Source organism: Aciditerrimonas ferrireducens, assembly GCF_023130475.1.
GTDB classification, from domain to species: domain Bacteria; phylum Actinomycetota; class Acidimicrobiia; order Acidimicrobiales; family UBA8190; genus Aciditerrimonas; species Aciditerrimonas ferrireducens.
Genome location: NZ_JAKHEX010000014.1, coordinates 34,623 through 57,411 on the forward strand (window position 1 = coordinate 34,623; position 22,789 = coordinate 57,411).

The 22,789-nt window shown below is 74.3% G+C and carries 20 protein-coding genes and 2 tRNA genes; 6 read left to right on the forward strand and 16 right to left on the reverse strand.

Annotated features, from left to right (window positions below):
• Positions 1–7: 7 nt before the first annotated feature.
• The 4 genes from Acit_RS08840 (at position 8) to Acit_RS08855 (ending at position 2,261) form a co-directional block, all read left to right on the forward strand.
• Complete coding sequence (locus tag Acit_RS08840; protein ID WP_248108191.1) at positions 8–493, forward strand: DUF2017 family protein; 486 nt, start codon at positions 8–10, stop codon at positions 491–493.
• Complete coding sequence (locus tag Acit_RS08845; protein WP_248108193.1) at positions 490–1,845, forward strand: CysS/YqeB C-terminal domain-containing protein; 1,356 nt, start codon at positions 490–492, stop codon at positions 1,843–1,845. Before Acit_RS08840 ends, Acit_RS08845 begins: the two co-directional genes overlap by 4 nt.
• Before the next feature lie 213 nt (positions 1,846–2,058).
• Positions 2,059–2,133: transfer RNA gene (locus Acit_RS08850), tRNA-Asp, on the forward strand.
• A 55-nt stretch (positions 2,134–2,188) separates the two neighbouring features.
• Positions 2,189–2,261, forward strand: a tRNA-Phe gene (locus Acit_RS08855).
• 81 nt (positions 2,262–2,342) lie between these two features.
• Here the strand turns inward: Acit_RS08855 and pyrE are convergent.
• From pyrE to purF, 3 genes are read right to left on the reverse strand one after another with little or no spacing between them, the layout of a single operon-like run.
• The gene (gene pyrE / locus Acit_RS08860; RefSeq protein WP_248108195.1) at positions 2,343–2,984 is read right to left on the reverse strand and encodes an orotate phosphoribosyltransferase; all 642 of its coding nucleotides are present in this window, start codon (positions 2,982–2,984) and stop codon (positions 2,343–2,345) included.
• Positions 2,975–4,018, reverse strand: a complete 1,044-nt coding sequence (gene purM, locus Acit_RS08865; RefSeq protein ID WP_282436658.1) for a phosphoribosylformylglycinamidine cyclo-ligase — start codon at positions 4,016–4,018, stop codon at positions 2,975–2,977. The genes pyrE and purM overlap by 10 nt, the downstream gene beginning before the upstream one ends.
• Positions 4,019–4,035: 17 nt before the next feature.
• The gene (gene purF / locus Acit_RS08870) at positions 4,036–5,517 is read right to left on the reverse strand and encodes an amidophosphoribosyltransferase (protein WP_248108199.1); all 1,482 of its coding nucleotides are present in this window, start codon (positions 5,515–5,517) and stop codon (positions 4,036–4,038) included.
• 124 nt (positions 5,518–5,641) lie between these two features.
• On the opposite strand from purF, the gene Acit_RS08875 reads away from it, so the two are divergent.
• Positions 5,642–6,511 (forward strand): PHP domain-containing protein, encoded by an 870-nt coding sequence (locus Acit_RS08875; RefSeq protein WP_248108201.1) that lies wholly within the window; start codon positions 5,642–5,644, stop codon positions 6,509–6,511.
• 53 nt (positions 6,512–6,564) lie between these two features.
• Here Acit_RS08875 and purL read toward each other — a convergent pair whose 3' ends face one another.
• The 12 genes from purL to dnaK form a co-directional block, all read right to left on the reverse strand.
• The gene (gene purL / locus Acit_RS08880) at positions 6,565–8,775 is read right to left on the reverse strand and encodes a phosphoribosylformylglycinamidine synthase subunit PurL (protein WP_248108203.1); all 2,211 of its coding nucleotides are present in this window, start codon (positions 8,773–8,775) and stop codon (positions 6,565–6,567) included.
• Complete coding sequence (purQ, locus tag Acit_RS08885; protein ID WP_248108205.1) at positions 8,772–9,464, reverse strand: phosphoribosylformylglycinamidine synthase subunit PurQ; 693 nt, start codon at positions 9,462–9,464, stop codon at positions 8,772–8,774. The genes purL and purQ overlap by 4 nt, the downstream gene beginning before the upstream one ends.
• Complete coding sequence (purS, locus tag Acit_RS08890) at positions 9,461–9,748, reverse strand: phosphoribosylformylglycinamidine synthase subunit PurS (protein ID WP_248108207.1); 288 nt, start codon at positions 9,746–9,748, stop codon at positions 9,461–9,463. Before purS ends, purQ begins: the two co-directional genes overlap by 4 nt.
• Positions 9,745–10,641, reverse strand: a complete 897-nt coding sequence (locus Acit_RS08895) for a phosphoribosylaminoimidazolesuccinocarboxamide synthase (RefSeq protein ID WP_248108209.1) — start codon at positions 10,639–10,641, stop codon at positions 9,745–9,747. Before Acit_RS08895 ends, purS begins: the two co-directional genes overlap by 4 nt.
• Positions 10,632–12,002: an adenylosuccinate lyase gene (gene purB / locus Acit_RS08900; RefSeq protein ID WP_248108211.1), complete on the reverse strand. Its 1,371-nt coding sequence runs from the start codon at positions 12,000–12,002 to the stop codon at positions 10,632–10,634. Before purB ends, Acit_RS08895 begins: the two co-directional genes overlap by 10 nt.
• Positions 11,999–13,264: a phosphoribosylamine--glycine ligase gene (gene purD, locus Acit_RS08905; RefSeq protein ID WP_248108213.1), complete on the reverse strand. Its 1,266-nt coding sequence runs from the start codon at positions 13,262–13,264 to the stop codon at positions 11,999–12,001. The genes purB and purD overlap by 4 nt, the downstream gene beginning before the upstream one ends.
• An 11-nt stretch (positions 13,265–13,275) precedes the next feature.
• Positions 13,276–14,556 carry an adenylosuccinate synthase gene (locus Acit_RS08910; RefSeq protein ID WP_248108214.1) on the reverse strand — a complete coding sequence of 427 codons (1,281 nt, stop codon included), beginning with the start codon at positions 14,554–14,556 and terminating at the stop codon, positions 13,276–13,278.
• A 106-nt stretch (positions 14,557–14,662) separates the two neighbouring features.
• Positions 14,663–17,155, reverse strand: a complete 2,493-nt coding sequence (locus tag Acit_RS08915; protein WP_248108216.1) for an ATP-dependent Clp protease ATP-binding subunit — start codon at positions 17,153–17,155, stop codon at positions 14,663–14,665.
• 168 nt (positions 17,156–17,323) lie between these two features.
• The gene (locus Acit_RS08920; RefSeq protein ID WP_248108218.1) at positions 17,324–17,764 is read right to left on the reverse strand and encodes a heat shock protein transcriptional repressor HspR; all 441 of its coding nucleotides are present in this window, start codon (positions 17,762–17,764) and stop codon (positions 17,324–17,326) included.
• The gene (gene dnaJ, locus Acit_RS08925) at positions 17,764–18,891 is read right to left on the reverse strand and encodes a molecular chaperone DnaJ (protein WP_248108220.1); all 1,128 of its coding nucleotides are present in this window, start codon (positions 18,889–18,891) and stop codon (positions 17,764–17,766) included. Before dnaJ ends, Acit_RS08920 begins: the two co-directional genes overlap by 1 nt.
• Before the next feature lie 6 nt (positions 18,892–18,897).
• The gene (locus Acit_RS08930) at positions 18,898–19,620 is read right to left on the reverse strand and encodes a nucleotide exchange factor GrpE (RefSeq protein ID WP_248108222.1); all 723 of its coding nucleotides are present in this window, start codon (positions 19,618–19,620) and stop codon (positions 18,898–18,900) included.
• On the reverse strand, positions 19,617–21,449 hold the full coding sequence (gene dnaK / locus Acit_RS08935) for a molecular chaperone DnaK (RefSeq protein WP_248108224.1): 1,833 nt from the start codon (positions 21,447–21,449) through the stop codon (positions 19,617–19,619). The genes Acit_RS08930 and dnaK overlap by 4 nt, the downstream gene beginning before the upstream one ends.
• A gap of 199 nt (positions 21,450–21,648) precedes the next feature.
• On the opposite strand from dnaK, the gene gpmA reads away from it, so the two are divergent.
• Positions 21,649–22,401 (forward strand): 2,3-diphosphoglycerate-dependent phosphoglycerate mutase, encoded by a 753-nt coding sequence (gpmA, locus tag Acit_RS08940; RefSeq protein ID WP_248108226.1) that lies wholly within the window; start codon positions 21,649–21,651, stop codon positions 22,399–22,401.
• An 18-nt stretch (positions 22,402–22,419) separates the two neighbouring features.
• Here gpmA and Acit_RS08945 read toward each other — a convergent pair whose 3' ends face one another.
• On the reverse strand, positions 22,420–22,758 hold the full coding sequence (locus Acit_RS08945) for a P-II family nitrogen regulator (RefSeq protein WP_248108227.1): 339 nt from the start codon (positions 22,756–22,758) through the stop codon (positions 22,420–22,422).
• Positions 22,759–22,789: the final 31 nt, after the last annotated feature.

The window sequence follows — 22,789 nt, forward strand, 5'->3', positions numbered from 1 at the left end:
GGGCGCCGTGTGGCGGGCCCGGCACTTCGTGCCGGACGGCACCGGCGGGTTCCGGCCGCAGCTCCGGCGGCTCGAGCGGGCCGTCCTGGCCGACCTGCCGGACCGGGTCCTGGCCCTCATCGAGGAGCGGCACCCCGCGACCGCTCGGCTCTTCCCCGCCGCCTACCCGGCCGACCCCGAGGCCGACGCCGACTACCGCCGGGCCACGGCCGCCGAGCTCCTCGAGGCACGCCGAACCTGCCTGCGGGCCCTGGCCGAGGGGCTCCGGCAGCGGACCATCAGCGCCGAGGAGCTCGAGGTCTGGGTGGCCGCCTTCGAGACCCTCCGCCTGGTGCTCGGCACCCAGCTGGACGTGCAGGAGGACATGACGCCCCCAGCCCCCGACGATCCCCTTGCCGCCCCCTTCGCCCTCTACCAGTTCCTGAGCCTGCTCCAGGACGAGGCAGTCCAGGCCTTGAGCGGCCTGCTGCCCGAGGAGGCGGAGGCGCCGTGAGCGGTGCCCGTCTGCTGGTCGTGATGGGCTCGGGCGAGACCGCCCCGACCATGGTCAAGGTCCACCGGCGGGTCGTCCAGGCCGTCGGCAGCGACCGGCCGGGGCTCCTGCTCGACACACCCTTCGGCTTCCAGATGAACGCCGACGAGCTGGCCGAGCGGGCCGTCCGCTACTTCGCCGAGAGCGTGGGTGCCCGCCTCGAGGTGGCTGGGGTCCGCCGGCCCGAGGACCTCCAGGGCGAGGCCGGCCACGCGGCCGTCGCCCGGGTGGCGGCGGCCCCCTGGGTGTTCTCGGGCCCGGGCAGCCCGACCTACGCCCTGCGGGTCTGGCAGGGCAGCCTCCTGCCCGGCGTGCTCGTCGAGAAGCTCACCCTCGGCGGGGCCGTGACCTTCTCCTCGGCGGCCGCCTTGACCCTCGGGGCCTTCACCGTCCCGGTCTACGAGGTCTACAAGGTGGGGGAACCCCCGGCCTGGCGGGAGGGCCTCGACCTGCTGGGCCGGCTCGACCCTCGCCTACGGGTGGCCGTCGTGCCCCACTTCGACAACGCCGAGGGCGGGACCCACGACACCCGGTTCTGCTATCTTGGGGAGCCCCGCCTGGCCCGCCTCGAGGCCGACCTGCCCGAGGAGGCCTTCGTCCTCGGCATCGACGAGCACACCGCGGTCCTGATCGATCTCGAGGCCGGTCAGGTCGCCGTCGAGGGCCTCGGCGGCATGACCGTGCGGGTCCGGGGTCGGGCCGAGGTGGTCCCGGCCGGCCAGGGGCTGGCCCTGGAGGACCTCTTCCGGGTGGTCGACGACCTCCGACGGACCAGGACGGGGGCCGACAGCCCGACGCCGCCCCTTGCACCGCCGTCGACTGCTGCCGAGGCCAGACCGACGGGTGCTCCGGATCCGGCGCCGGGCCCCACCCGTGTCCCGGGGGGCAGTCCGCTGGTGTGGGCCGCCCGGGAGTACCAGGCTCGTTTCGACGAGGCCGCCCACCAGCGCGACGCCGCCGGCATGGCCCGGGCCGTGGCCGACCTGGAGGCCGAGCTGTGGGCGTGGCGGGACGACCCGAGCCAGACCGACGACCAGGACCGGGCCCGGGCCACCCTGCGGAGCCTCATCGCCGAGCTCGGCAAAGCGGCCGAGGCCGGCACCCGGGACCCGGCGGAACTCGTGGGGCCCTTCGTGGACCTCGTCCTGGCCCTGCGGGCCGAGGCCAGGGCCGCCCGCCGATTCGACCAGGCCGACACGCTCCGGGACGGCCTCCTGGCCCTCGGGGTCGAGGTGCGGGACACCCCCGACGGCGTCACCTGGCAGCTCCGCCCGGACCACTCGGGGCGCCCCTCGGGCGACGGGTGTCGGTGAGGGAGCGAGCGACCAGGGCACCCTGCCTCGGCGTTGTGGAGTTTGTGTGAATCAACGCTCACCGGTGGCCTCGAACGGGTCAGGTCGGGCCCGACGGTAGGACCCCGCCGAGCTGGTAACCTGCGAGGGCTCGACAACCGGTCCTGCCCCCATCGTCTAGCGGCCGAGGACGCCGCCCTTTCAACCAGGCTGGCGGCCGGGTCGACGACACAGGGTCCTGTGGTGCAGTTTGGAGTGCACGCCGGCCTGTCAAGCCGGAGGTCGCGGGTTCAAATCCCGTCAGGACCGCGGGAGGGGCGGCCTGGCCGCCTCGCCGGTGGCCCGGGCATCCCGGGTCGCAGCTGGTCGGGTAGCTCAGTTGGCAGAGCGTCCGCCTGAAAAGCGGAAGGTCACCGGATCGATGCCGGTCCCGACCACGAGGGGCCCCACGGGCGCGCCGGGGTGACCAGCGAGGACATCCGGCGTGGGCAGGGCGGCGTGCCGGGCTGGGCCCGCATTCAGGACGGGCTCGGCCGGGCGGGCTCGTCGAAGGGGAAGCCGAGGTCGGGTGCGCCGAGGAGCGCGGCGAACGGTACGCCGTGGTCGGCCAGGAGGTCCCGGGCGGCGCCCCCGCGGTCGACGACGGCGATGGCCAGGAGGACCTCGGCGCCGGCTGCCCGGACGGCCTCGACCGCCTGGAGGAGGGAGGTGCCCCGGGTGACGGTGTCCTCGGTCACGACGACCCGGTCGCCGGGGTCGAGCGCGCCGGCGATCCGCCCGCCGCCCCCGTGGTCCTTGACCTCCTTGCGGACGCTGAACGCCTTGAGGGGCCGGCCGGTCGCGTTCCCGAGGGCCGCGGTGGCGAAGGCCACGGGGTCGGCCCCCATGGTGAGGCCCCCGATGGCCGTGGTGGTCGGCGGGAGGAGGGCGAGGACCCCGCGGGCGACGAGCAGCATGCCCGCTGGTCGGCAGACGGTCTGCTTCGCGTCGATGAACCAGGTGGAGGACCGGCCGGACTTCAAGACGAACTGGCCGGTGCGAACGGCGTGTTCCCGGAGGTGGGCGACGAGGGCGGGGCGGAGCGCTTCGAGCGGCAGGGCCCCAGGGTCGAGGGCGACGCCGCGCTGCGCTCCGCCCGGGTTCGGGGTGCTCAGTGCCACGAGCCCTCCAGGTGGACCTGGCGGTCCCCGGGGCGGACCTCGCCGACCACCTGGGCGGGGGTGTCGGCGCCGTGCAGGACGTCGAGCACGGCCTCGGCGGCCTGGGGGGCCACGACGAGGACCATGCCGAGGCCGAGGTTGAAGACCTGGGCCATCTCGGGGTCCTCGACCGGCCCGAGCCGGGCGATCTCGTCGAAGATCCGGGGGACCGGCCAGCGGCCGAGCAGCACCCGGCCCTCGAGGTCAGGTGGCAGCACCCGGCGGAGGTTCCCGGGGATGCCCCCGCCGGTGATGTGGGCCGCGGCGTGGATCGCGCCCGGGTGGGCCCGGAGGGCGGCGAGGACGGCCGGGGCGTAGATGCGGGACGGCTCGAGGAGCTCCTCGCCGAGGCTGCGGTGGGCGCCGGGCCAGGCCGGCGCCTGGAGGTCCCGGCCGGCCCGCTCGAGGAGGACGGCCCGAGCGAGGCTGTAACCGTTGGAGCGGAGCCCCGGGGAGTGGAGGCCGACGAGGAGGTCGCCGGCTCGGACCCGTTCGGGACCGAGCTGCTGGCCCTCCTCGAGCACCCCGACGGCGAACCCGGCGAGGTCGAGCTCCCCGGGGGGCAGGACACCGGGGTGCTCGGCGGTCTCCCCGCCGAGCAGGGCGCAGCCGGCCCGCCGACAACCCTCGGCGACCCCGGAGACGACCTCGGCCACCTGCTCGGGGTCGAGGCGGCCGACGGCCAGGTAGTCGAGGAGGAAGAGGGGTTCGGCACCCAGGCAGACCAGGTCGTCGACGCACATGGCCACGAGGTCCTGGCCGATGCTGCGGAGCTGGCCGACGGCCAGGGCCACCTGGAGCTTCGTGCCGACCCCGTCGGTCGAGGCGACGAGCAGGGGCCGCTGGTAGCGGCCGGGGGGGAGGGCGAAGCAGCCGCCGAACCCGCCGATGCCCCCGCGGACCTCGGGCCGCCAGGTGGTGGCGGCCAGCGGGGCGATCCGGGCCACCGCCTCCTCGCCAGCAGCGATGTCGACCCCGGCCTGGCGGTAGTCCATGGGGCCCGGCCCGGGGCTCACCGGCGGGCTCCCACGGTGGCGCCCGGCACCGGGTCCGCCAAGGGGGGCGGCTCGGGGTAGCGGCCCGTCAGGCAGGCGGTGCAGAAGCCGGCGCCGGGGACGTCGATGGCGGCCAGGAGGTCCTCGAGGGACAGGTAGGCAAGACTGTCGACCCCGAGGTGGGCGGCGATGCCGGGCAGGTCGAGCCGGGCGGCCAGGAGCTCGTCGCGCTCGGGGATGTCGATGCCGTAGAAGCAAGGCCAGGCGAGGGGTGGGGAGGAGACCCGCAGGTGGACCTCCCTCGCCCCGGCTTCCCGGAGCATGGCCACGACGGCCCGTTGGGTGGTGCCGCGGACCACGGAGTCGTCGACGACGACGACCCGCTTCCCGGCCAGGCTCTCCCGCAGGGGGTTCAGCTTCCGGCGGACCCCGGCGGCCCGGGCCTGCTGGCCGGGGGTGATGAAGGTCCGGCCGATGTAGCGGTTCTTCACCAGGCCGTGGCCGAAGGGGATGCCGCTGGCCACGGCGTAGCCTTCGGCGGCCGGCACCCCGGACTCGGGCACCCCGATAACCAGGTCGGCGGCCACCGGCTCGGCGGCCGCCAGCCGCTGGCCCATGCGCCGGCGGGCCCCGTGGACCTCCCGGCCGAGCAGCTGGGCGTCGGGTCGGGCGAAGTAGACGAGCTCGAAGATGCAGAGGCTGGGCGAGCGCTCCCCGGGCGGCACGAGGGGGAGGGACCGGGGACCCTGCTGGTCGAGCACGACGAGTTCCCCGGGCTCGACGTCCCGGACGACGTCGGCTCCGACGATGTCGAGGGCGGGGGTCTCCGAGGCCACCACCCAGCCGGCGGGCTCCTCGGGCGGGCCGAGCCGTCCGAGGCTGAGGGGCCGGAACCCGTGGGGGTCCCGGACGGCGTAGACCCGCTGACGGTCCGCGAGGACCAGGGAGTAGGCGCCCCGGACCGCCGGGAGGACCGCCTGGAGGGCGAGGGCCAGGGGCGGCCAGGCCGGCCCCGCGCCGGGCTGGCCCGTCGAGTCGGCCACCCCCGAGGGGTCGTCGGCCAGGTCCCGGCCCTCGAGCTCGCGGGCGAGGAGCTCGGCCAGGACGTCGGTGTCCGAGGTCGCCATCCCCGGCAGCATGCCGGCCCGGCCGGCCAGTTCGGCGGTGTTCGTCAGGTTGCCGTTGTGGGCCAGGGCGAAGCCGGCGGGACCCACCGCCCGGAAGAGGGGCTGGGCCTGGCGCCACTCGGAGCGGCCGGCCGTGGAGTAGCGGGTGTGGCCGATGGCCACGCTGCCGGGCAGACCGGCGACGGTCCGCTCGTCGAAGACGGCGGTGACCAGGCCCATGTCCTTCACGACGGTGATCGACTGGCCGTCGCTCACCGCCATGCCGGCGGACTCCTGGCCACGGTGCTGGAGGGCGTAGAGGCCGTCGAAGGTCAGGGGGGCCACGTCCCGGCCCGGGGCCACGACGCCGAAGACGCCACAGGATTCCTTCACTCGTCCCTCACCGTCTCGTGCCGGCGCCCGTCGGTCCCAGCGCCGTGCCGACCCGTCCGGGCCGTCGCCGGGCCGGGCCGAGATCCTACCGGCCCCGAGCCGCTACGGTCCGGGCGGTGGCCCGATGATCGATCTCCACACCCACTCGACGGTCTCCGACGGGAGCGAGCCGCCGGCCCAGGTCGTCCGCCTGGCGGCCGCCGCCGGCCTGCGGGCCGTCGCCTTGACCGACCACGACCGCTTCGACGGCCTGGCCGAGGCCGGGGCCGAGGCGGCCCGGCTCGGCGTCGAGCTGGTGCCGGGCTGCGAGGTGTCGTGCCGGGGGCCAGGGGACCCGGCGAGCGCGGCGGGCAGCGCCCACGTGCTGGTGTACTTCCCCGACGAGGACGGCCCCCTGTCGGCGACGCTCGCCACCTTGCGCCGCAACCGGGAGGACCGCAACCGCCGCCTGGTGGCCCGACTGGTCGAGCTCGGCCTGCCCGTCACCTGGGAGGAGGTCGTGGCCGAGGCCGGCGGCGAGGACGGCCTCGGGCGGCCCCACGTGGCCGCGGTGCTGGTGCGCCACGGGGTGGTCGGCTCCATCCAGGAGGCCTTCGACCGCTACCTGGGGCCCGGCGGGGCGGCCTACCTGCCGAAGGACAACCTGGGCCTGCCCGAGGTGGCGCGCCTGGCAGCCGCCTCTGGCGGCCTGTGCGTCCTGGCCCATCCCCTCAGCCTGGGGCTCCCCGAGGCCACCCTGGCCCGGTTCCTCGAGGACCTGGCCAGCTTGGGGTTCGCCGGGGCCGAGGCCTTCTACGGCCGCTACCGGCCCGAGGAGCGCCGGCTGCTCGAGCGCCTGGCCCGGCGAGCGGGCCTGGTGCCGACCGGCGGGTCGGACTTCCACGGGACCTACAAGCCGGACCTGGCGGTCGGGACGGGCCAGGGGGACCTGGCGGTCCCCGACTGGTGCCTCGAGGAGCTCCTGGCCCGCCGCCCTGCTCGCCCCCGGGGCTGAACCGGCCCGGCCCCGACGGACCCACGGGTGCGGCTGCGGTGCTGCGCCCCGGGTCAGTCCAGCCAGCGGGGCAGGGCGCCGCGCCAAGCCCGGTGGGCGCTCTCGAGGTCCAGGTCGAGGAGGCCGGGGACGAGGAGGCGGTCCCCGCCGGTCTCCCCGAGGTCGCTCACCGGCACCCCCGCCGCCTCGGCGGCGGCCCGGACGGCCGCAGGCTCCCGGGTGCAGACCACGACCCGGCTGGGCGCCTCGGAGAAGAGCGCCCGCTGGTCGGGGAGGCCCCGGACGACGGCCCCGACGCCGCCGGCGAGGGCCAGCTCGGCGAGGGCGAGGGCGAGGCCGCCGTCGGCCACGTCGTGGAGACCGTCGAGCAGCCCCGGCTCGTGGACCAAGGAGACCAGGAGGTCGAGCAGGCGGCGGTGGGCGACCGGGTCGAAGGCGGGCAGCGGACCGCCGCTGCGGCCGGCGGCCTGGGCGAAGCGGGAGCCGCCGAGCTCGTCGCGGGGCCGGCCGAGGAGGAGGAGCCGGGCGCCGGGGACGAGGCGGACCCGGGGCAGGTCGGGGCGGAGCCGGTCGAGGAGGCCGAGGACGGCCACCACCGGGGTGGGGTCGATGTCCTGGCCGCCGGCCTCGTTGTAGAGGCTGACGTTGCCCCCGACCACGGGCAGGTCGAGGGCCCGGCAGGCCTCGGCGAGGCCGTCGACCACCTGCTCGAGCTGCCAGGCCACCTCGGGGTGCTCGGGGTTCCCGAGGTTCAGGCAGTTCACGAGGCAGATCGGGCGGCCCCCGCCGCAGGCGACGTTGAGGGTCGCCTCGGCGACGAGCAGGGTGGTGCCGACCCGGGGGTCGTGGGCGCACCAGCGGGGGTTGCCGTCGGCGGAGACGGCCAGGCCCTTGCCTCGCCAGGGGACCCCGGGGGCCGCGAGGCGGAGCACCGCGGCGTCGCCGCCGGGCCCGACGACGGTGTTGCCGAGGAGCTGGTGGTCGTACTGCTGGTAGGCCCAGGCGGGGTCGGCCAGCCAGCTGGCGACGAGCGCCGCGGCGGCCCCGGGGTCGAGGGCCGGGACCTCCCCGGGGTCGTCCTCGGGCCGGGGTCGGGCCGGGGGCCGGGCGGGGCGTCGGTAGCAGGGGGCCTCGTCGGCCAGGGCGGCGGCCGGCACGTCGGCGAGGACCGCCCCGCCGGGCCCGTCGAGGACCCGGAGCCGGCCCCGCCCCTCGACCGGCGGGGTGACCCGGCCGATGACGCTGGCCCGGACCTCCCAGCGGTCGCAGACCTCCTGGAGGTCGGCGAGCCGAGCCGGTTCGACGACGGCCAGCATGCGTTCTTGGCTCTCGGAGGTCATGACCTCGGCCGGGGTCATGCCGGGTTCCCGGCGGGGCACGGCCCGGACGTCGAGGTCGATGCCGACCCCGCCCCGGGCGGCGGTCTCGGAGGCCGCGCAGGTCAGGCCGGCCCCGCCCAGGTCGCAGAGGGCGACGAGGAGGCGCCGCTCGAGGAGCTCGAGGCAGGCCTCCATGAGGCGCTTCTCCTCGTAGGGGTCCCCGACCTGGACGCTGGGCCGCTTCTCGTCGCCGGCCCCGGGCTCGGCCGCGAAGCCGGCGGAGGCCAGGACGCTGACCCCCCCGATGCCGTCCCGGCCGGTAGCCGCCCCGAGGAGGACCACGAGGTTGCCGGGGCCCTCGGCCCGGGCGAGGGCCAGGCGTTCGGTGGGCAGGACCCCGATGCACATGACGTTCACCAGGAGGTTCCGGGCGTAGCCGGGGGCGCTGACCAGCTCGCCGCCGACCGTGGGCACCCCGACGGCGTTGCCGTAGGCCGAGATGCCCCGGACGATGCCGTCGAGGTGCCAGCGGCTCCTGGGGTCCTCGAGGGGGCCGACGTAGATGGGGTCGAGGAGCGCGAGCGGCCGGGCCCCCATGGTGAAGACGTCCCGGAGGATCCCGCCGATGCCGGTGGCCGCCCCCTGGGTCGGCTCGACCGCCGAGGGGTGGTTGTGGCTCTCGATCCGGACGGCCACGGCCAGGCCGTCGCCGACGTCGACCACCCCGGCGTTCTCCCCGGGGCCGACCAGCACCGCCGGACCGCTGGTCGGCAGGCGCCGGAGGTGCAGCCGGGACGACTTGTAGGAGCAGTGCTCGCTCCACATGACCGAGAACATGGCCAGTTCGAGGGGGTTGGGGGGCCGGCCGAGGGCTCCTTCGACCGCCTGGGCCTCGTCGTCGGTCAAGCCGAGGGCCCGGTGCAGGGGCAGGGTGTCAGAGCTCATCGGCGGGCTCCGCTGGCCGAGCGGTCGAGGGCGGCGGCGAGCAGGGAGCGGAGGAGCACCTGGCCGTCGGTGCCGCCCTGGAGGGGGTCCGAGGCCCGCTCGGGATGCGGCATGAGGCCGACGACGTTGCCGGCCTCGTTGCAGACCCCGGCCACGTCCCCCTGGGAGCCGTTGGGGTTCTCGAGGTACCGCAGGACGACCTGGCCGGCGGCCTCCAGGCGCTCGAGGGTCGCCGGGTCCACGCGATACGCGCCGGAGAAGTGGTTGACCGGCACGACGAGCTCCTGGCCGGCCTCGGCCTGGCCGGTGAGGACGGTGCCGGTGCGTTCGACCCGGAGGCGGACCGGTCGGCAGACGAAGCGCAGGGAACGGTTGACCCCGAGGGCGCCGGGCAGGAGACCGGCCTCGGTGAGGACCTGGAAACCGTTGCAGATGCCGACCACCGGGCCGCCGGCCGCCGCGAAGTCGGCCACGGCCCCCATGACCGGGGAGAAGCGGGCCAGGGCCCCGGGGCGCAGGTAGTCGCCGTGGGCGAAGCCGCCGGGGAGGACGACGGCGTCGACCCCGTGGAGGTCGGGGTCCTGGTGCCAGAGCATCCGGGCCTCCCCGCCCAGGCGCCCAAGGGCCTCGGCCACGTCGTGCTCGCAGTTCGTCCCGGGGAACACCACCACGCCGACCCGGGCGGTCATGGCCGGGGGCCCTCCTCGGGGGCGTTCGGCAGCGCCTCGACGGCCAGCACCTCGTAGTCCTCCATGACGGCGTTGGCCAGGAGCCGAGCGGCTACTGCCTCGGCCGTGCGCCGGGCCGTGGGCTCGTCGGGGGCTTCGAGGGTCAGACGGACCGCCTTGCCCAGGCGGACCCCCTCGACCCCGTCGAACCCGAGGGCCGGCAGGGCCCGGGCCACGGTGCTCCCGGCCGGGTCGGCGATGCCGGGCCGCAGGCGCACCTCGACGAGGACACCGAAGCGGCTCATGCCGCCGCTCCGTACCAGTCGTCCAGGCTGGCCCCGCAGAGCAGCTCGTAGGCGGTCCGGTAGCGCTGGGCGGTGGCCTCGACTACCTCGGGGGGCAGGTCGGGGGCCGGGGGCCGCTTGTCCCAGCCGCTCCGGGCAAGCCAGTCCCGGAGGGGCTGCTTGTCGAACGACGGCGGGAGGCGGCCCGGGGCCCAGGCGTCGGCCGGCCAGAACCGGGAGGAGTCGGGGGTCAGGACCTCGTCGCAGATGGCGAGCCGGCCCTCGATGAGGCCGAGCTCGAACTTCGTGTCGGCCACCAGGATCCCCCGGACCTCGGCCAGGGCGGCGGCCCGGCGGTAGGCCTCGAGGCAGAGGTCCCGGGCCTGCCCGGCCAGGGTCGGGCCAACGAGCTCGCAGGCCTCGGCGAAGGAGATGTTCCGGTCGTGGCCCTCCTCGGCCTTCACCGACGGGGTGAAGAGGGGTTCGGGCAGCCGGTCCGCGAGGGCGAGGCCGGGGGGCAGGGGCGTGCCGTGGACCGTGCCGGCCTCCTGGTACTCCGCGGCGGCCGAGCCGGCCAGGTAGCCCCGGACGATGCACTCGATGGGCAGCATCTCGGCCCGCCGGACCAGCATGGCCCGACCGGCCACGGGACCATCCTGGGGGTCGGCGAGCTCGGCGGGAAGGGGGGGGAACTCGACGGGGTCGGCGGTGACGAGGTGGCTCGGGGCCAGGTCCGAAAGGGCCAGGGTCCAGTGGACGGTCATGGCCGTGAGGACCCGGCCCTTGTCGGGGATGGCCTGGGGCAGGACCACGTCGAAGGCCGAGACCCGGTTGGAGGCCACCATGAGCAGCAGGCCGTCCCCGGCGTCGTAGAGGTCCCGGACCTTGCCGGCCCGGAGCTTCGTCAGGGACATGGGGCCCTCTCCTCCTTCCTCTCTCCCGGCGGCGCAGCGCCGGGTCCGTCGTCGGGTCCCCCCGGTCCAGTGGCGTCGCGGGCACCGGGCCCGACCTCGACCGCCTCGAGGGCGTCGAGGAAGCGGTGGACGTGGCGGAGGGACCGCGCCACGTCGAAGGCCGCGGCCAGCTCGGTGCTCGCCAGGGGCACCTCGGGGTCCTCCTCGAGCACCGTCCGGAAGGGCCGCTGCTCCTCCCAGGCCCGTCGGGCGTCCCGCTGGACGATCCGGTAGGCCTGGTCGCGGCTGAGCCCGGCACCGACGAGGGCGAGGAGGACCGGCTGGCTGAAGACCAGGCCCAGGGAGCCCTCGAGGAGGTTCCGGGCCATGCGGTCCCGGTGGACCACCAGGCCCTCGACGAGGCCGGTGGCCCGCCGGGTCACGTAGCAGGCCAGCGTCAAGGCGTCGGGCAGGGCGACCCGCTCGACCGAGCTGTGGGAGATGTCCCGCTCGTGCCAGAGGGCCACGTTCTCCAGCCCGGCGCCCAGGTAGCCCCGCAGGAGCCGGGCGAGGCCCGTGAGCCGTTCGGCCAGGTGCCCGGACCCGAAGGGTTCCTCGACCTCGCCGAGCTCGCTGCGGGCCAGATGGCGGACCTCGGTTGCCAGCTGCTCGATCGTGGCCCCGAGGGAGGCGCAGGCGTAGAGCAGCTCGGCGTGGCGGTCCCGGGCCACCACTTGGGTCGCCGGCACCGGGGCGAGGCCGAGGGCGGCGCAGACGTGGGCCTCGACCGCCGGGTCGATGTTCGAGTAGGTGCCGACGGCGCCCGAGAGCTTGCCGACGGCCATCTGGGCCCGGGCCCGCCGGAGCCGCTGGCGGTCCCGGTCGGCCTGGAGGCACCAGAGGGCCAGTTTGGCCCCGAAGGTGGTGGGCTCGGCCTGCATGCCGTGGGTCCGCCCGGCCATGGGGGTCCCGATCTCCTCGGTAGCCCGGCGCCGGAGCGCCTCGACGAGCCGGTCGAGGTCCGCCAGGACCACGTCGGCGGCCGCCACCAGGACCACCGAGAGGGCGGTGTCGACCACGTCGGAGGAGGTGAGCCCGTAGTGGACCCAGCTGCCCTCCGGCTGGCCGATGCGGTCCTGGACGACGTCCACAAAGGCGGCCACGTCGTGGTCGGTGACCCGTTCCCGCTCGGCCACGGCGGCGACGAAGGCGTCGTCCACCAGCGGGGCGCGCCGGCGAACCTCGGCCGCCACCTCGGGGTCGAGGACCCCGATCGCGGCCCAGCCCTCCACGGCCAGCAGCTCGACCTCCAGCCAGGTGGCGAGCCGTCGGCGGTCGGAGAAGAGCTCGGCCATCTCCGGGGGGGTGTAGCGCGGGATCACCGGTCCTCGTCCTCCTCGAGGCGGGCGACGTCGGTCCGCCACTGGCCGCCGGGCAGGTGGACGGCGGCCAGGGCCTCGTAGGCCCGCGCCCGGGCCTGCCCGAGGTCCGGTCCCTGGCCGACCAGGGTCAGGACCCGGCCGCCGGTCGCCCGGACCCGGCCGTCGTCGCCCCGGGCGGTGGCCCCGTGGAGCACGGTCACCCCCGGCAGGGCGGCGGCCTCCTCCAGGCCCTCGAGCACCCCGCCGGTCTCGGGGGCCCGGGGATAGCCGGGGGCGGCCAGGACCACGCCGACCGCGGCGTCGGGGCTGGGCCGGGGGTCGCTGCGCAGGCGCCCGCTGGCCGCCTCGGCGAAGAGCCCGGCGAGGTCCTCGGGGACGCGGGGCAGGACCACCTGGGCCTCGGGGTCCCCGAGGCGGACGTTGAGCTCGAGGACCATGGGGCCGTCGACGGTCAGCATGAGCCCGACGTAGAGGACGCCCCGGTAGTCGACGGCCCGGCGCCGCAAGGCGGCCAGGATCGGTTCGACGATCTGGTCCAGGACCTGGTCCTGGGTGCGGTGGTCGAAGTCGGGCACCGGGGAGTAGGCCCCCATGCCCCCCGTGTTCGGCCCCTGGTCCCCGTCGAGGAGGCGCTTGGCGTCCCGGGCCGGGGGCAGGGACACAACGCGGGTGCCGTCGGTCAGGACCATGAGGGAGACCTCCCGCCCGGACAGGCCCTCTTCGACCACCACGGTCCGTCCGGCGTCTCCGAAGGCCGCGCCGGAGAGCTTGGCCGCCAGGTCGGCCTCGGCCTCGGCCGGGTCCTCGGTGACCAGCACCCCCTTGCCGGCGGCCAGGCCGTCGGTCTTCACCACGAAGGGCCCGGGCAGCTCGCGGAGGAACGCCTTCGCCTCGGCGAGGTCGTCGAAGATCCCGAAGCGCGCCGTGGGCACCTTGGCCTCGGCGAGCAGCCGCTTCATGGCGGCCTTCGAGCCCTCCAGGACCGCGCCGGCCGCCCCGGGTCCGAGGACCAACCGGCCGAGGGCCCGCAGCCGGTCGGCCAGACCGGCCACCAGGGGCTCCTCGGGGCCGACGACCACGAGGTCGGCCTCGATGGCCTCGGGTGGTTCGCTCGAGGCGTCGATCCGCTGGCCACCGGGCACGGGCCCGACGAACGGGCAGCGCTCGGCCTCGGGCCGCTGGACGACGACGTCCACCGTCCGGGCCAGGGCCAGGGCCAGGGCGTGCTCCCGGGCACCGCTGCCGACGACGAGGGCGCGCACTGCTCGCGGGCTCAGGCGGCCAACCGGACGACCTGGTCCCGGCCGGGACCGGTGCCGACCAGGCGGATGGGCACGCCAATCTGCTCGGCCAGGAAGGCCACGTACTGCTGGGCTTCGGGGGGCAGGGGGTCGCCGGGGCCGAGGCGACCGAGCTCGCAGCGCCAGCCGGGCAGCTCCTCGTAGACCGGGCTGACCCGATGGAGGACCGACTGGTGGTAGGGGGGCTGGCGGAGCAGCTCGTCGCCGTCCCGGTAGGCCACGCAGACCTTCACCGTCTCAAGGGTGTCGAGCACGTCGAGCTTCGTCAGGGCCACCTCGTCGAGGCCGTTCAGCCGGACCGCCTGGCGCAGCAGGACCGCGTCGAACCAGCCGCAGCGCCGCTTGCGGCCGGTGTTCGTGCCGTACTCCCGGCCCCGCTCCACCAGCAGGTCCCCGAGCTCGCCGTGGAGCTCGGTCGGCATGGGGCCAGCCCCGACCCGGGTGACGTAGGCCTTGGCCACCCCGAGCACCCGGTCGACGGCCCGGGGCCCAATCCCGGCCCCCACGCAGGCCCCGCCGGCGGTCGGGTTGGAGGAGGTGACGAAGGGGTAGGTGCCATGGTCGAGGTCCAAGAAGGTCGCCTGGGCCCCTTCCAGGAGGACCTGGCGACCCGAGGCCAGGGCGTCGTGGACCACCGCCACGGCGTCCCCCACCATGGGCAGGAGACGCGGCGCGTACTCCTCGAGGTACTGGGCGCAGATGTCCTCGGCCCGAAGCGGCAGCCGGTTGTAGACCTTGGCCAGGACAGCGTTCTTCTCCTTCAGGGCCACGTCCAGCTTCTGCCGGAAGATCTTCGGGTCGGCCAGGTCCTGGACCCGCAACCCGACCCGGGCGGCCTTGTCCGCGTAGGCCGGGCCGATGCCCCGCTTCGTGGTGCCCAGGGAAGCCTTGCCCAGGTACCGCTCGGTCACCCGGTCGAGTTCCAGGTGGTAGGGCATGATGAGGTGGGCGTTGCCGCTCACGATCAGGCGGCTGGTGTCCACCCCGCGGGCAGCCAGGGCGTCGAGCTCGGCGAGGAGCACCCCGGGCTCCACGACGACCCCGTTGCCGATGACCGGCGTGATGTGGGGGTAGAGGATGCCGCTCGGCACCAGCTGGAGGGCGAAGCTGTCGCCGCCGACCACGACGGTGTGCCCGGCGTTGTGCCCGCCCTGGTAGCGGACCACGACGTCCATGGACCCCGCCAGCAGGTCCGTCACCTTGCCCTTGCCCTCGTCGCCCCACTGGGTCCCGACGACCACGGTTGCGGGCACGCGCGCTCCTCCGTTGATGCCAGCGGATTACGCCCCACTGTACCCCGTGCCGGACCGGCCGGCGGCGAGCCGGCCCGGTCCGGGAGGGGTGCGCAGCGGAGGGTGCTCAGCGGAGGGTGAGCTGCCCCTGGTCGTCGAGGTCGACGGTGACCGTGGCGCCCTCGGGGTAGCGGCCCTGGAGGACGGCGAGGGCCAAGGGGTCCTCGACCTGGCGCTGGATGACCCGCCGGAGGGGCCGGGCCCCGAAGGCCGGGTCGTAGCCCAGCTCGGCGAGCTTGTCCCGAGCCGGGTCGGTGACCTGGAGGGTCAAGCGCCGTTCCTGGAGCCGGGCGGCCAGGCGGCCGAGCTGGATGTCGACGATCCGACGGAGGTCCTCTCGCCCGAGGGGCTTGAACCGGACGATCTCGTCGATGCGGTTCACGAACTCGGGCTTGAAGAAGTCCCTCGGGTCACCGGGCAGGTTCGAGGTCATGATGAGCACCGTGTTCGTGAAGCTCACCGTGCGGCCCTGCCCGTCGGTCAGCCGGCCGTCCTCGAGGACCTGGAGCAGCACGTTGAACACGTCGGGGTGCGCTTTCTCCACCTCGTCGAGCAGCACCACCGCGTAGGGCCGACGGCGGACCGCCTCGGTGAGCTGACCGCCCTCCTCGTAGCCCACGTAACCCGGCGGAGCCCCCACCAGGCGGGACACGGTGTGCTTCTCCTGGTACTCGCCCATGTCGATCCGGACCATGGCACGGTCGTCGTCGAACAAGAAGTCCGCCAGCGCCCGGGCGAGCTCCGTCTTGCCGACCCCGGTCGGCCCGAGGAACAAGAACGAGCCGATCGGCCGGTTCGGGTCCGAGAGCCCGGCCCGGGAGCGGCGAATGGCGTTCGCCACCGCCGCCACCGCCTCGTCCTGGCCGACCACCCGCTCGTGGAGCGCTTCCTCCATGCGCACCAGCTTCTGGACCTCGCCCTCCATGAGGCGGGTGACCGGGATCCCGGTCCAGCGGCTCACCACCTCGGCGATGTCCTCGGCGTCGACCTCCTCCTTGAGCATGGCCCCGTTCGCCTGGAGCTTCGCCAGGGCCTCGCTGGCCTGCTGCACCTGGCGCTCCAGCTCGGGCACCTTGCCGTAGCGGATCTCGGAGGCCTTGGTCAGGTCCCCCTCCCGGGCGTAACGCTCCGCCTCCACTCGGGCGTTCTCCAACTCCCCTTTCAAGCGGCGGATCTCGGCGATCGCCTCCTTCTCCGCCTGCCACCTGGCCGTCATCGCCGCGGCCTGCTCCTTGAGCTCCGCCAGCTCCTTCTCCAGCTTCGCCAGGCGCTCCTTGGAGGCCTCATCGGTCTCCTTCGAGAGCGCCACCCGCTCGATCTCCAACTGGCGGATCCGCCGCGTCACCACGTCGATCTCGGTCGGCATCGAGTCGATCTCGATCCGCAACCGGCTCGCCGCCTCGTCCACCAGGTCGATCGCCTTGTCCGGCAGGAACCGGCCCGTGACGTAGCGGTCCGAGAGCACCGCCGCGGCCACCAGCGCCTGGTCCTGGATGCGGACGCCGTGGTGCACCTCGTAACGCTCCTTCAAGCCCCGCAGGATGGCGATCGTGTCCTCCACCGACGGTTGACCCACGAACACCGGCTGGAACCGACGCTCCAGCGCCGCGTCCCTCTCGATATGGGTCCGGTACTCGTCCAAGGTGGTCGCCCCGATCAAGCGCAGCTCCCCCCGGGCCAGCATCGGCTTGATCATGTTCCCCGCGTCCATCGCCCCTTCGGCCGCACCGGCCCCCACGATGGTGTGCAGCTCGTCGATGAAGGTGATCACCCGCCCCTCCGCGTCGGTGATCTCCTTCAACACCGCCTTCAAGCGCTCCTCGAACTCCCCCCGGTACTTCGCGCCGGCCACCATCGCCGAGAGGTCCAGGGCCACCACCTGCTTGTCCCGCAACCCCTCGGGCACGTCCCCTTCGACGATCCGCTGGGCCAAGCCCTCGACGATCGCGGTCTTGCCCACCCCCGGCTCCCCGATCAGCACCGGGTTGTTCTTCGTCCGCCGGGACAGCACCTGCACCACCCGCCGGATCTCCTCATCCCGCCCGATCACCGGGTCCAGCTTCCCCGCCCGCGCCAACGCGGTCAGGTCCCGCCCGTAGCGCTCCAGCGCCTGGTACTGCGCCTCGGGGGTCGGCGAGGTCACCCGGTGCGAACCCCGCACCTCCCGCAGGGCGGCGAGCAGCTGGTCCCGCCCCACCCCGATCCGCTCCGCCATGGCCAAGAGCAGGTGCTCGACCGAGAGGTACTCGTCCCCCATCTCCCTTCGAGCCGCGTCCGCCTCCTCCAGCACCTCCCGGGCCTCCCGGCCCAAGGACGGCTCCGCCCCCCCATACGCCCGAGGCAGGCCCCGCAGCCGCTCCTCCGCCCGGCGCAGCACCACCCCCGGGTCCACCCCCGCCTTGGCCAGCACCGGCATGGCCACCCCCTCGGGCTGGCCCAACACGGCCACCAACAAATGATCCGGCGTCACCTCCGGGTGCGCCTGGTCCCGGGCCGCCGCGGTCGCCGCCGCGAACGCCTCCTGGGTCCTCACCGTCCACTGCCGCGGATCGAGCGCCATCGCGCCCACCTCCTCCTCGTCGCTCTCGTCCTGCGAACCCGCCCCGGAGCCCCGGGTGGGCCGCAGCCCTTACTCCCCGCCACGTCCCGCCGATCGTCGTGTCCTGCGCTCTTTCCTGCCTTCCTCGGCCGGTCGGCCGCCTCGCCGGTGGTGCCGACCGGGGTTCGCTCAGCCGCCCCGGCCGAAGCCGGGCCGTCGGGCCGGCCGCACCACCAGGGCGACCTCCCGCACGGGCACCAGCTCCCGGCGGTACTGCCGGTGGGTCCGCTCCACCTGCTCCCGGGCCTCGGCCCGGGTCCGCTCCAGCTCCGCTTGGAGGGCCGCCACCTGGGCCTGCAGGCGCTCGACCTCGGCTTCGAGCTCGAGGACCCGGCGGACCCCTTGGAGGTTCAGTCCCTCGCTGGTCAGGTCCTGGATGTGCCGGAGCCGCTCGACGTCCCGGAGCGAGTAGCGCCGGCTGCCCCCGCCGGTGCGGGACGGCTCCACGAGGCCCTTGCGCTCGTAGATCCGCAGGGTCTGCGGATGCACGCCAGCCAGCTCGGCGGCCACCGAGATGACGTAGACCGCCCGCTCGGGGTCGCTGGTCGGGTCGAGGGGTCGGCGGGTCATCAGGCCACCGTCCCCAGATGCTGCCGGACGTTGCCGGTCGAGGCCTTTGCGTAGGCCTCGATGGCGGCCCGCTCCTCGGGGGTCAGGTGCCGGGGCACCTGGACCTCCACGGTGACGAGCAGGTCGCCGGCCGGTTCCCGCCCGGTGGCCGGGACCCCGCGACCCCGCACCCGGAAGGTCTGGCCGCTCTGGGTCCCCGGCGGGATCCGCACGGTGACGTTCCCGTCCAGGGTGGGCACGGTGATGGTGGCCCCGAGGGCGGCTTCGGCGAAGGTGACCGGCACCGCGAGGGTGAGGTGGCGGCCCCGGCGGCCGAAGAGCCGGTGGGGGGCCACGTGGACCGTCACGTAGAGGTCCCCCGGCGGGGCGGTGCCCCGCCCCGGTGCGCCCCGGCCCTTGACCCGGATCCGCTGGCCCTCCTCCACGCCCGGGGGGATGCGCACCTTGACCTCACGGGAGCGCCGGGTGGTGCCGGTGCCCCGGCAGGTGGGACAGGGCTTCTCGACCACCGTCCCCTTGCCGTTGCAGCGGGGACAGATCCGGCTCAGCGAGAACAGCCCCTGGTTCTCGTCCAGGACTCCCTTGCCGTGGCACTGCGGGCAGCTCACCGAGTGGCTGCCCGGCGCCGCCCCCGAACCACCGCAGGTCTCGCAGGCCGCCTCGCTCACGAGATGGACCGGCGCGGTCACCCCCCGGACGGCGTCCTCGAAGGAGAGGTGGAGCTCGGCCTCGAGGTCCGCACCCCGCTGGGGTCCGGCCCGACGGCGCCGGCCACCCCCGAAGACGCTGCCCAAGCCCCCGAGGAGGTCCGAGAGGTCGCCGAGATCACCGAGGTCGCCGACCCGGAAGGCGCCCCCGCCGGGCCGGCCGAAGCCGCCGAGGCCACCCAAGCCACTGGCCCCGAGGCGCCGGACCTCGTCGTACTCCTTGCGCTTCTGGGGATCCCCGAGGACGTCGTAGGCCGCGGTGATCTCCTTGAACTTCTCCTCGTTGCCCGGGTGGACGTCGGGGTGGTACTGCTTGGCCAGCCGCCGGTAGGCGCGGCTGATCTCCTTGTCGCTGGCCGTCGGGGAGACCCCGAGCACCTGGTAGTAATCGGTCTCGAGCCACTCACGCTGCGGCGGCACGATCCCTCACCCCCGCACTTTCACCATGGCCGGCCGGACCATCCGCCCCTGGAAGCGGTAGCCGGGCCGCAGGACCACCTCGACCACTGGCCCCTGGCCGTCCCCGTCGGGCGCATGCTCGACCGCCTCGTGGGCCGTGGGGTCGAAGGCGTCCCCGACGGCACCGATCCGCTCCAGGCCCTCCTTCGCCAAGGTGTCCCGGAGCAGGGCCACGGCCTGGAGCAGGCCGCCGGGAGAGACCGCCTCGTCCCCCACCAGGTGCTCCTCGGCCAGCTCGAACGCGTCCAAAGCGGGGAGCATGGCCGCCACCAGCCGTTCCATGGCCCGCAGGATCACGTCCTCCTGCTGGCGCTGGACCCGCTTGCGGTAGTTCTCGAAGTCGGCCTGCAGGCGCCGGAGGGCGTCGAGGTACTCGTCCCGTTCCCGTTGGACGACAGCCAGCTGCTCGGCCAGCCGGGCCGGGTCGACCTCGGCCGGCTCCTCACCACCGGGGGTCCCGGCACCGGGCCCTTGGGCATTGGTCCCTTCGGCATTGGGCCCCTTGGCACCGGGCTCCTCGGCACGGGCCGCTGCAGGAGCGGCCGCCGCGCCCGGTTCGGTCGCGGGCGTCGGGTCGGGCACCCCCTCGTGGCTCGCCGTGTCCGCCGTCGGCCCCGGGGAGCCACCGGCCTGGGCCACCTCCTCGGTGGCCAGGACCGTGGGCTCCCGGGGCTCCTCGACGCCGCTCACCGTCCCTGGTCGTCGACGATCTCGGCGTCGACGACCTCCTCGTCGGACGCCTGCCCGTCCCCACCGGCGCTCGTGGCCGTGGCCTGACCCCGGGCCGCCTCCTCGTAGAGCCGCTGGGTGAAGCCGTGGCTGGCGGTCACGAGCGTCTCGGTGGCCGAGCGGATCCGCTCCACGTCCGAGCCGGACAGGGCGTCCTTCAGGGCCGCCAGGGCGTCCTCCACCCGCTGGCGCTCCTCGCCCTGGAGCTTCTCCCCCTGGTCGCGGAGCAGCTTCTCGGTCTGGTAGACGAGGGTGTCGGCGTTGTTCCGGACCTCGGCCTCCTCCCGCCGACGCCGGTCGTCCTCGGCGTGGGCTTCGGCGTCCCGGATCATCCGCTCGATCTCGTCCTTGGAGAGCGAGGACTGACCGGTGATGGTCATGGACTGCTCCTTGCCGGTGGCCAGGTCCTTGGCCGAGACGTGCACGATGCCGTTGGCGTCGATGTCGAAGGTCACCTCGATCTGGGGCACGCCGCGGGGCGCCGGGGGCAGGTCGACCAGCTGGAACTTGCCCAGGGTCTTGTTGTACATGGCCATCTCCCGCTCCCCTTGGAGCACGTGGATCTCCACCGAGGGCTGGTTGTCGGTGGCCGTGGTGAAGATCTCGGAGCGCTTCGTCGGGATGGTCGTGTTGCGCTCGATCAGCCGGTGCATCACGCCACCCTTGGTCTCGATGCCCAGGCTGAGCGGCGTGACGTCGAGCAGCAGGACGTCCTTCACCTCGCCCTTCAGGACCCCGGCCTGGATGGCCGCGCCGACCGCCACCACCTCGTCGGGGTTCACCCCCTTGTGGGGCTCCTTGCCGGTCAGCTGGACCACCAGGTCCTGGATGGCCGGCATACGGGTGGAGCCACCGACCAAGATGACGTGGTCGATGTCGGCCTTCGTGAGCCCGGCGTCGGCGATGGCCTGCTCGAAGGGCCCCTTGCAGGCCTCGACCAGGTCTGCGGTCAGCTCGTTGAACTTCGCCCGGGTCAGCTTCATGTCCAGGTGCTTGGGCCCCTCGGAGGTGGCGGTGATGAAGGGCAGGTTGATGGTGGTCTCCTGGACACTGGAAAGCTCGATCTTGGCCTTCTCCGCCGCCTCCTTCAGGCGCTGGAGGGCCATCTTGTCGGCCGAGAGGTCGACCCCCTCGGTGTTCTTGAACTCCCGGATCAGCCAGTCGATGATCCGCTGGTCCCAGTCGTCACCGCCCAGGTGGGTGTTCCCCGAGGTGGCCTTCACCTCGAAGACCCCGTCCCCGATCTCCAGGATCGAGACGTCGAAGGTTCCCCCGCCCAGGTCGAAGACCAAGACGGTCTGGTCCTTGCCCTCCTTGTCGAGGCCGTAGGCGAGGGCGGCCGCCGTGGGCTCGTTGATGATCCGCAGGACCTCGAGCCCGGCGATCTGCCCGGCCTCCTTGGTGGCAGTCCGCTGCGAGTCGTCGAAGTAGGCGGGGACGGTGATGACCGCCTGGGTGACGGTGTCGCCCAGGTACGCCTCGGCGTCCCTCTTCAGCTTCATGAGGATCCGGGCGGAGATCTCCTGGGGGGTGTACTTCTTGCCATCGATGTCGATGGTCCAGGTGGTCCCCATGTGGCGCTTCACCGACCGGATGGTCCGGTCAGGGTTCGTGATGGCCTGCCGCTTGGCCACCTCGCCGACGAGGACCTCCCCGTTGCGGGAGAAGCCGACCACCGAGGGCGTGGTCCGGCTGCCCTCGGCGTTGGGGATGACGACGGGCTCCCCCGCCTCGAGGACGCTGACCACCGAGTTCGTGGTCCCGAGGTCGATTCCGACCGCCTTGGGCATGGTTCCGCTCCTTCGCAGTGACCGGGAGGCACCGGCTGGTCGCCGGGCCTCGTCTCCCCAGCTCTCCGTCCGCCGGGCACCCCTGCACCCGACGCCTCTCAGTATAGCAAACTTGAGTCGCTTATTGTCAACTGTGTTGCGGCTCGTGGACTGGGGTCGGGGGTCGGCCCGGGCTCGGCGGGCTGGCTAGGCTCCCGCCGTGTCCCACCTGGTGCTCCTCCGTCACGGCCAGTCCGTCTGGAACGCCGAGAACCGCTTCACCGGCTGGACCGACGTCGACCTGAGCCCGGTCGGCGAGGACGAGGCCCGCCAGGCCGGGCGGCTGCTGCGGGAAGAGCAGGAGGCCGGCCAGCTGGACCTCGTCGGGGTCCACACCTCCCTGCTGACCCGGGCGGTGCGGACGGCGACGCTGGCCCTCGAGACGATGGGCCGCCCCTGGCTGCCGGTCCGGCGGAGCTGGCGGCTGAACGAGCGCCACTACGGGGACCTGCAGGGGCGGAACAAGGTCGAGACCGCCGAGCGCCACGGCCTGGAACAGGTCCAGCGCTGGCGGCGGAGCTACGACGAACCGCCCCCACCCCTGGACCCGAGCGATCCGCGCTCAGGCACCCAGGACCCCCGGTACCGGGGCCTGCCGGCGTCGGCTCTGCCCCGCAGCGAGTGCCTGGCCGACGTGGTCCGGCGGGTGGTGCCCTGGTTCGAGGACTGCCTTGCGGCGGACCTCGCCCACGGTGACGTCCTGGTGGTGGCCCACGGGAACTCCATCCGGGCCTTGGTGAAGCACCTGAAAGGCATCAGCGACGAGGCCATCGTGGACCTGGAGGTGCCGACCGGGGTGCCCTGGGTGCTGCGTTTCGGACCGGACCTGACCGTCGAGGAGGACCGCTTCCTGGGAGACCCGGCGACGGTGGCTGCCCTCCAGGAGGCGGTCCGGCGCCAGGCCGGCGGCTGATCCGGAGGACAAAGGGGCTCAGAGGGCTTCGGCGCCCCGCTCCCCGGTGCGGACCCGGACCGCCGCCTCGACCGGCAGCACCCAGACCTTCCCGTCGCCGATCTTGCCGGTGCGCGCCGCGCGGACCACCGCCTCGACCACCTCCTCGGCCAGGTGGTCCTCCACGAGGACCTCGATTCGGAGCTTCGGGACGAAGTCCACTTCGTACTCCGCCCCCCGGTACACCTCGGTGTGGCCCCGCTGCCGACCGAAGCCCTGGGCCTCGGTGAGGGTCATGCCCTGGACCCCGAGGAGCTTCAGGGCCTCCTTCACGTCGTCCAGCTTGAAGGGCTTGACGACGGCCACCACCAGCTTCATCCGGTCCCCTTCCTGCTCGGACGTTGCCCGA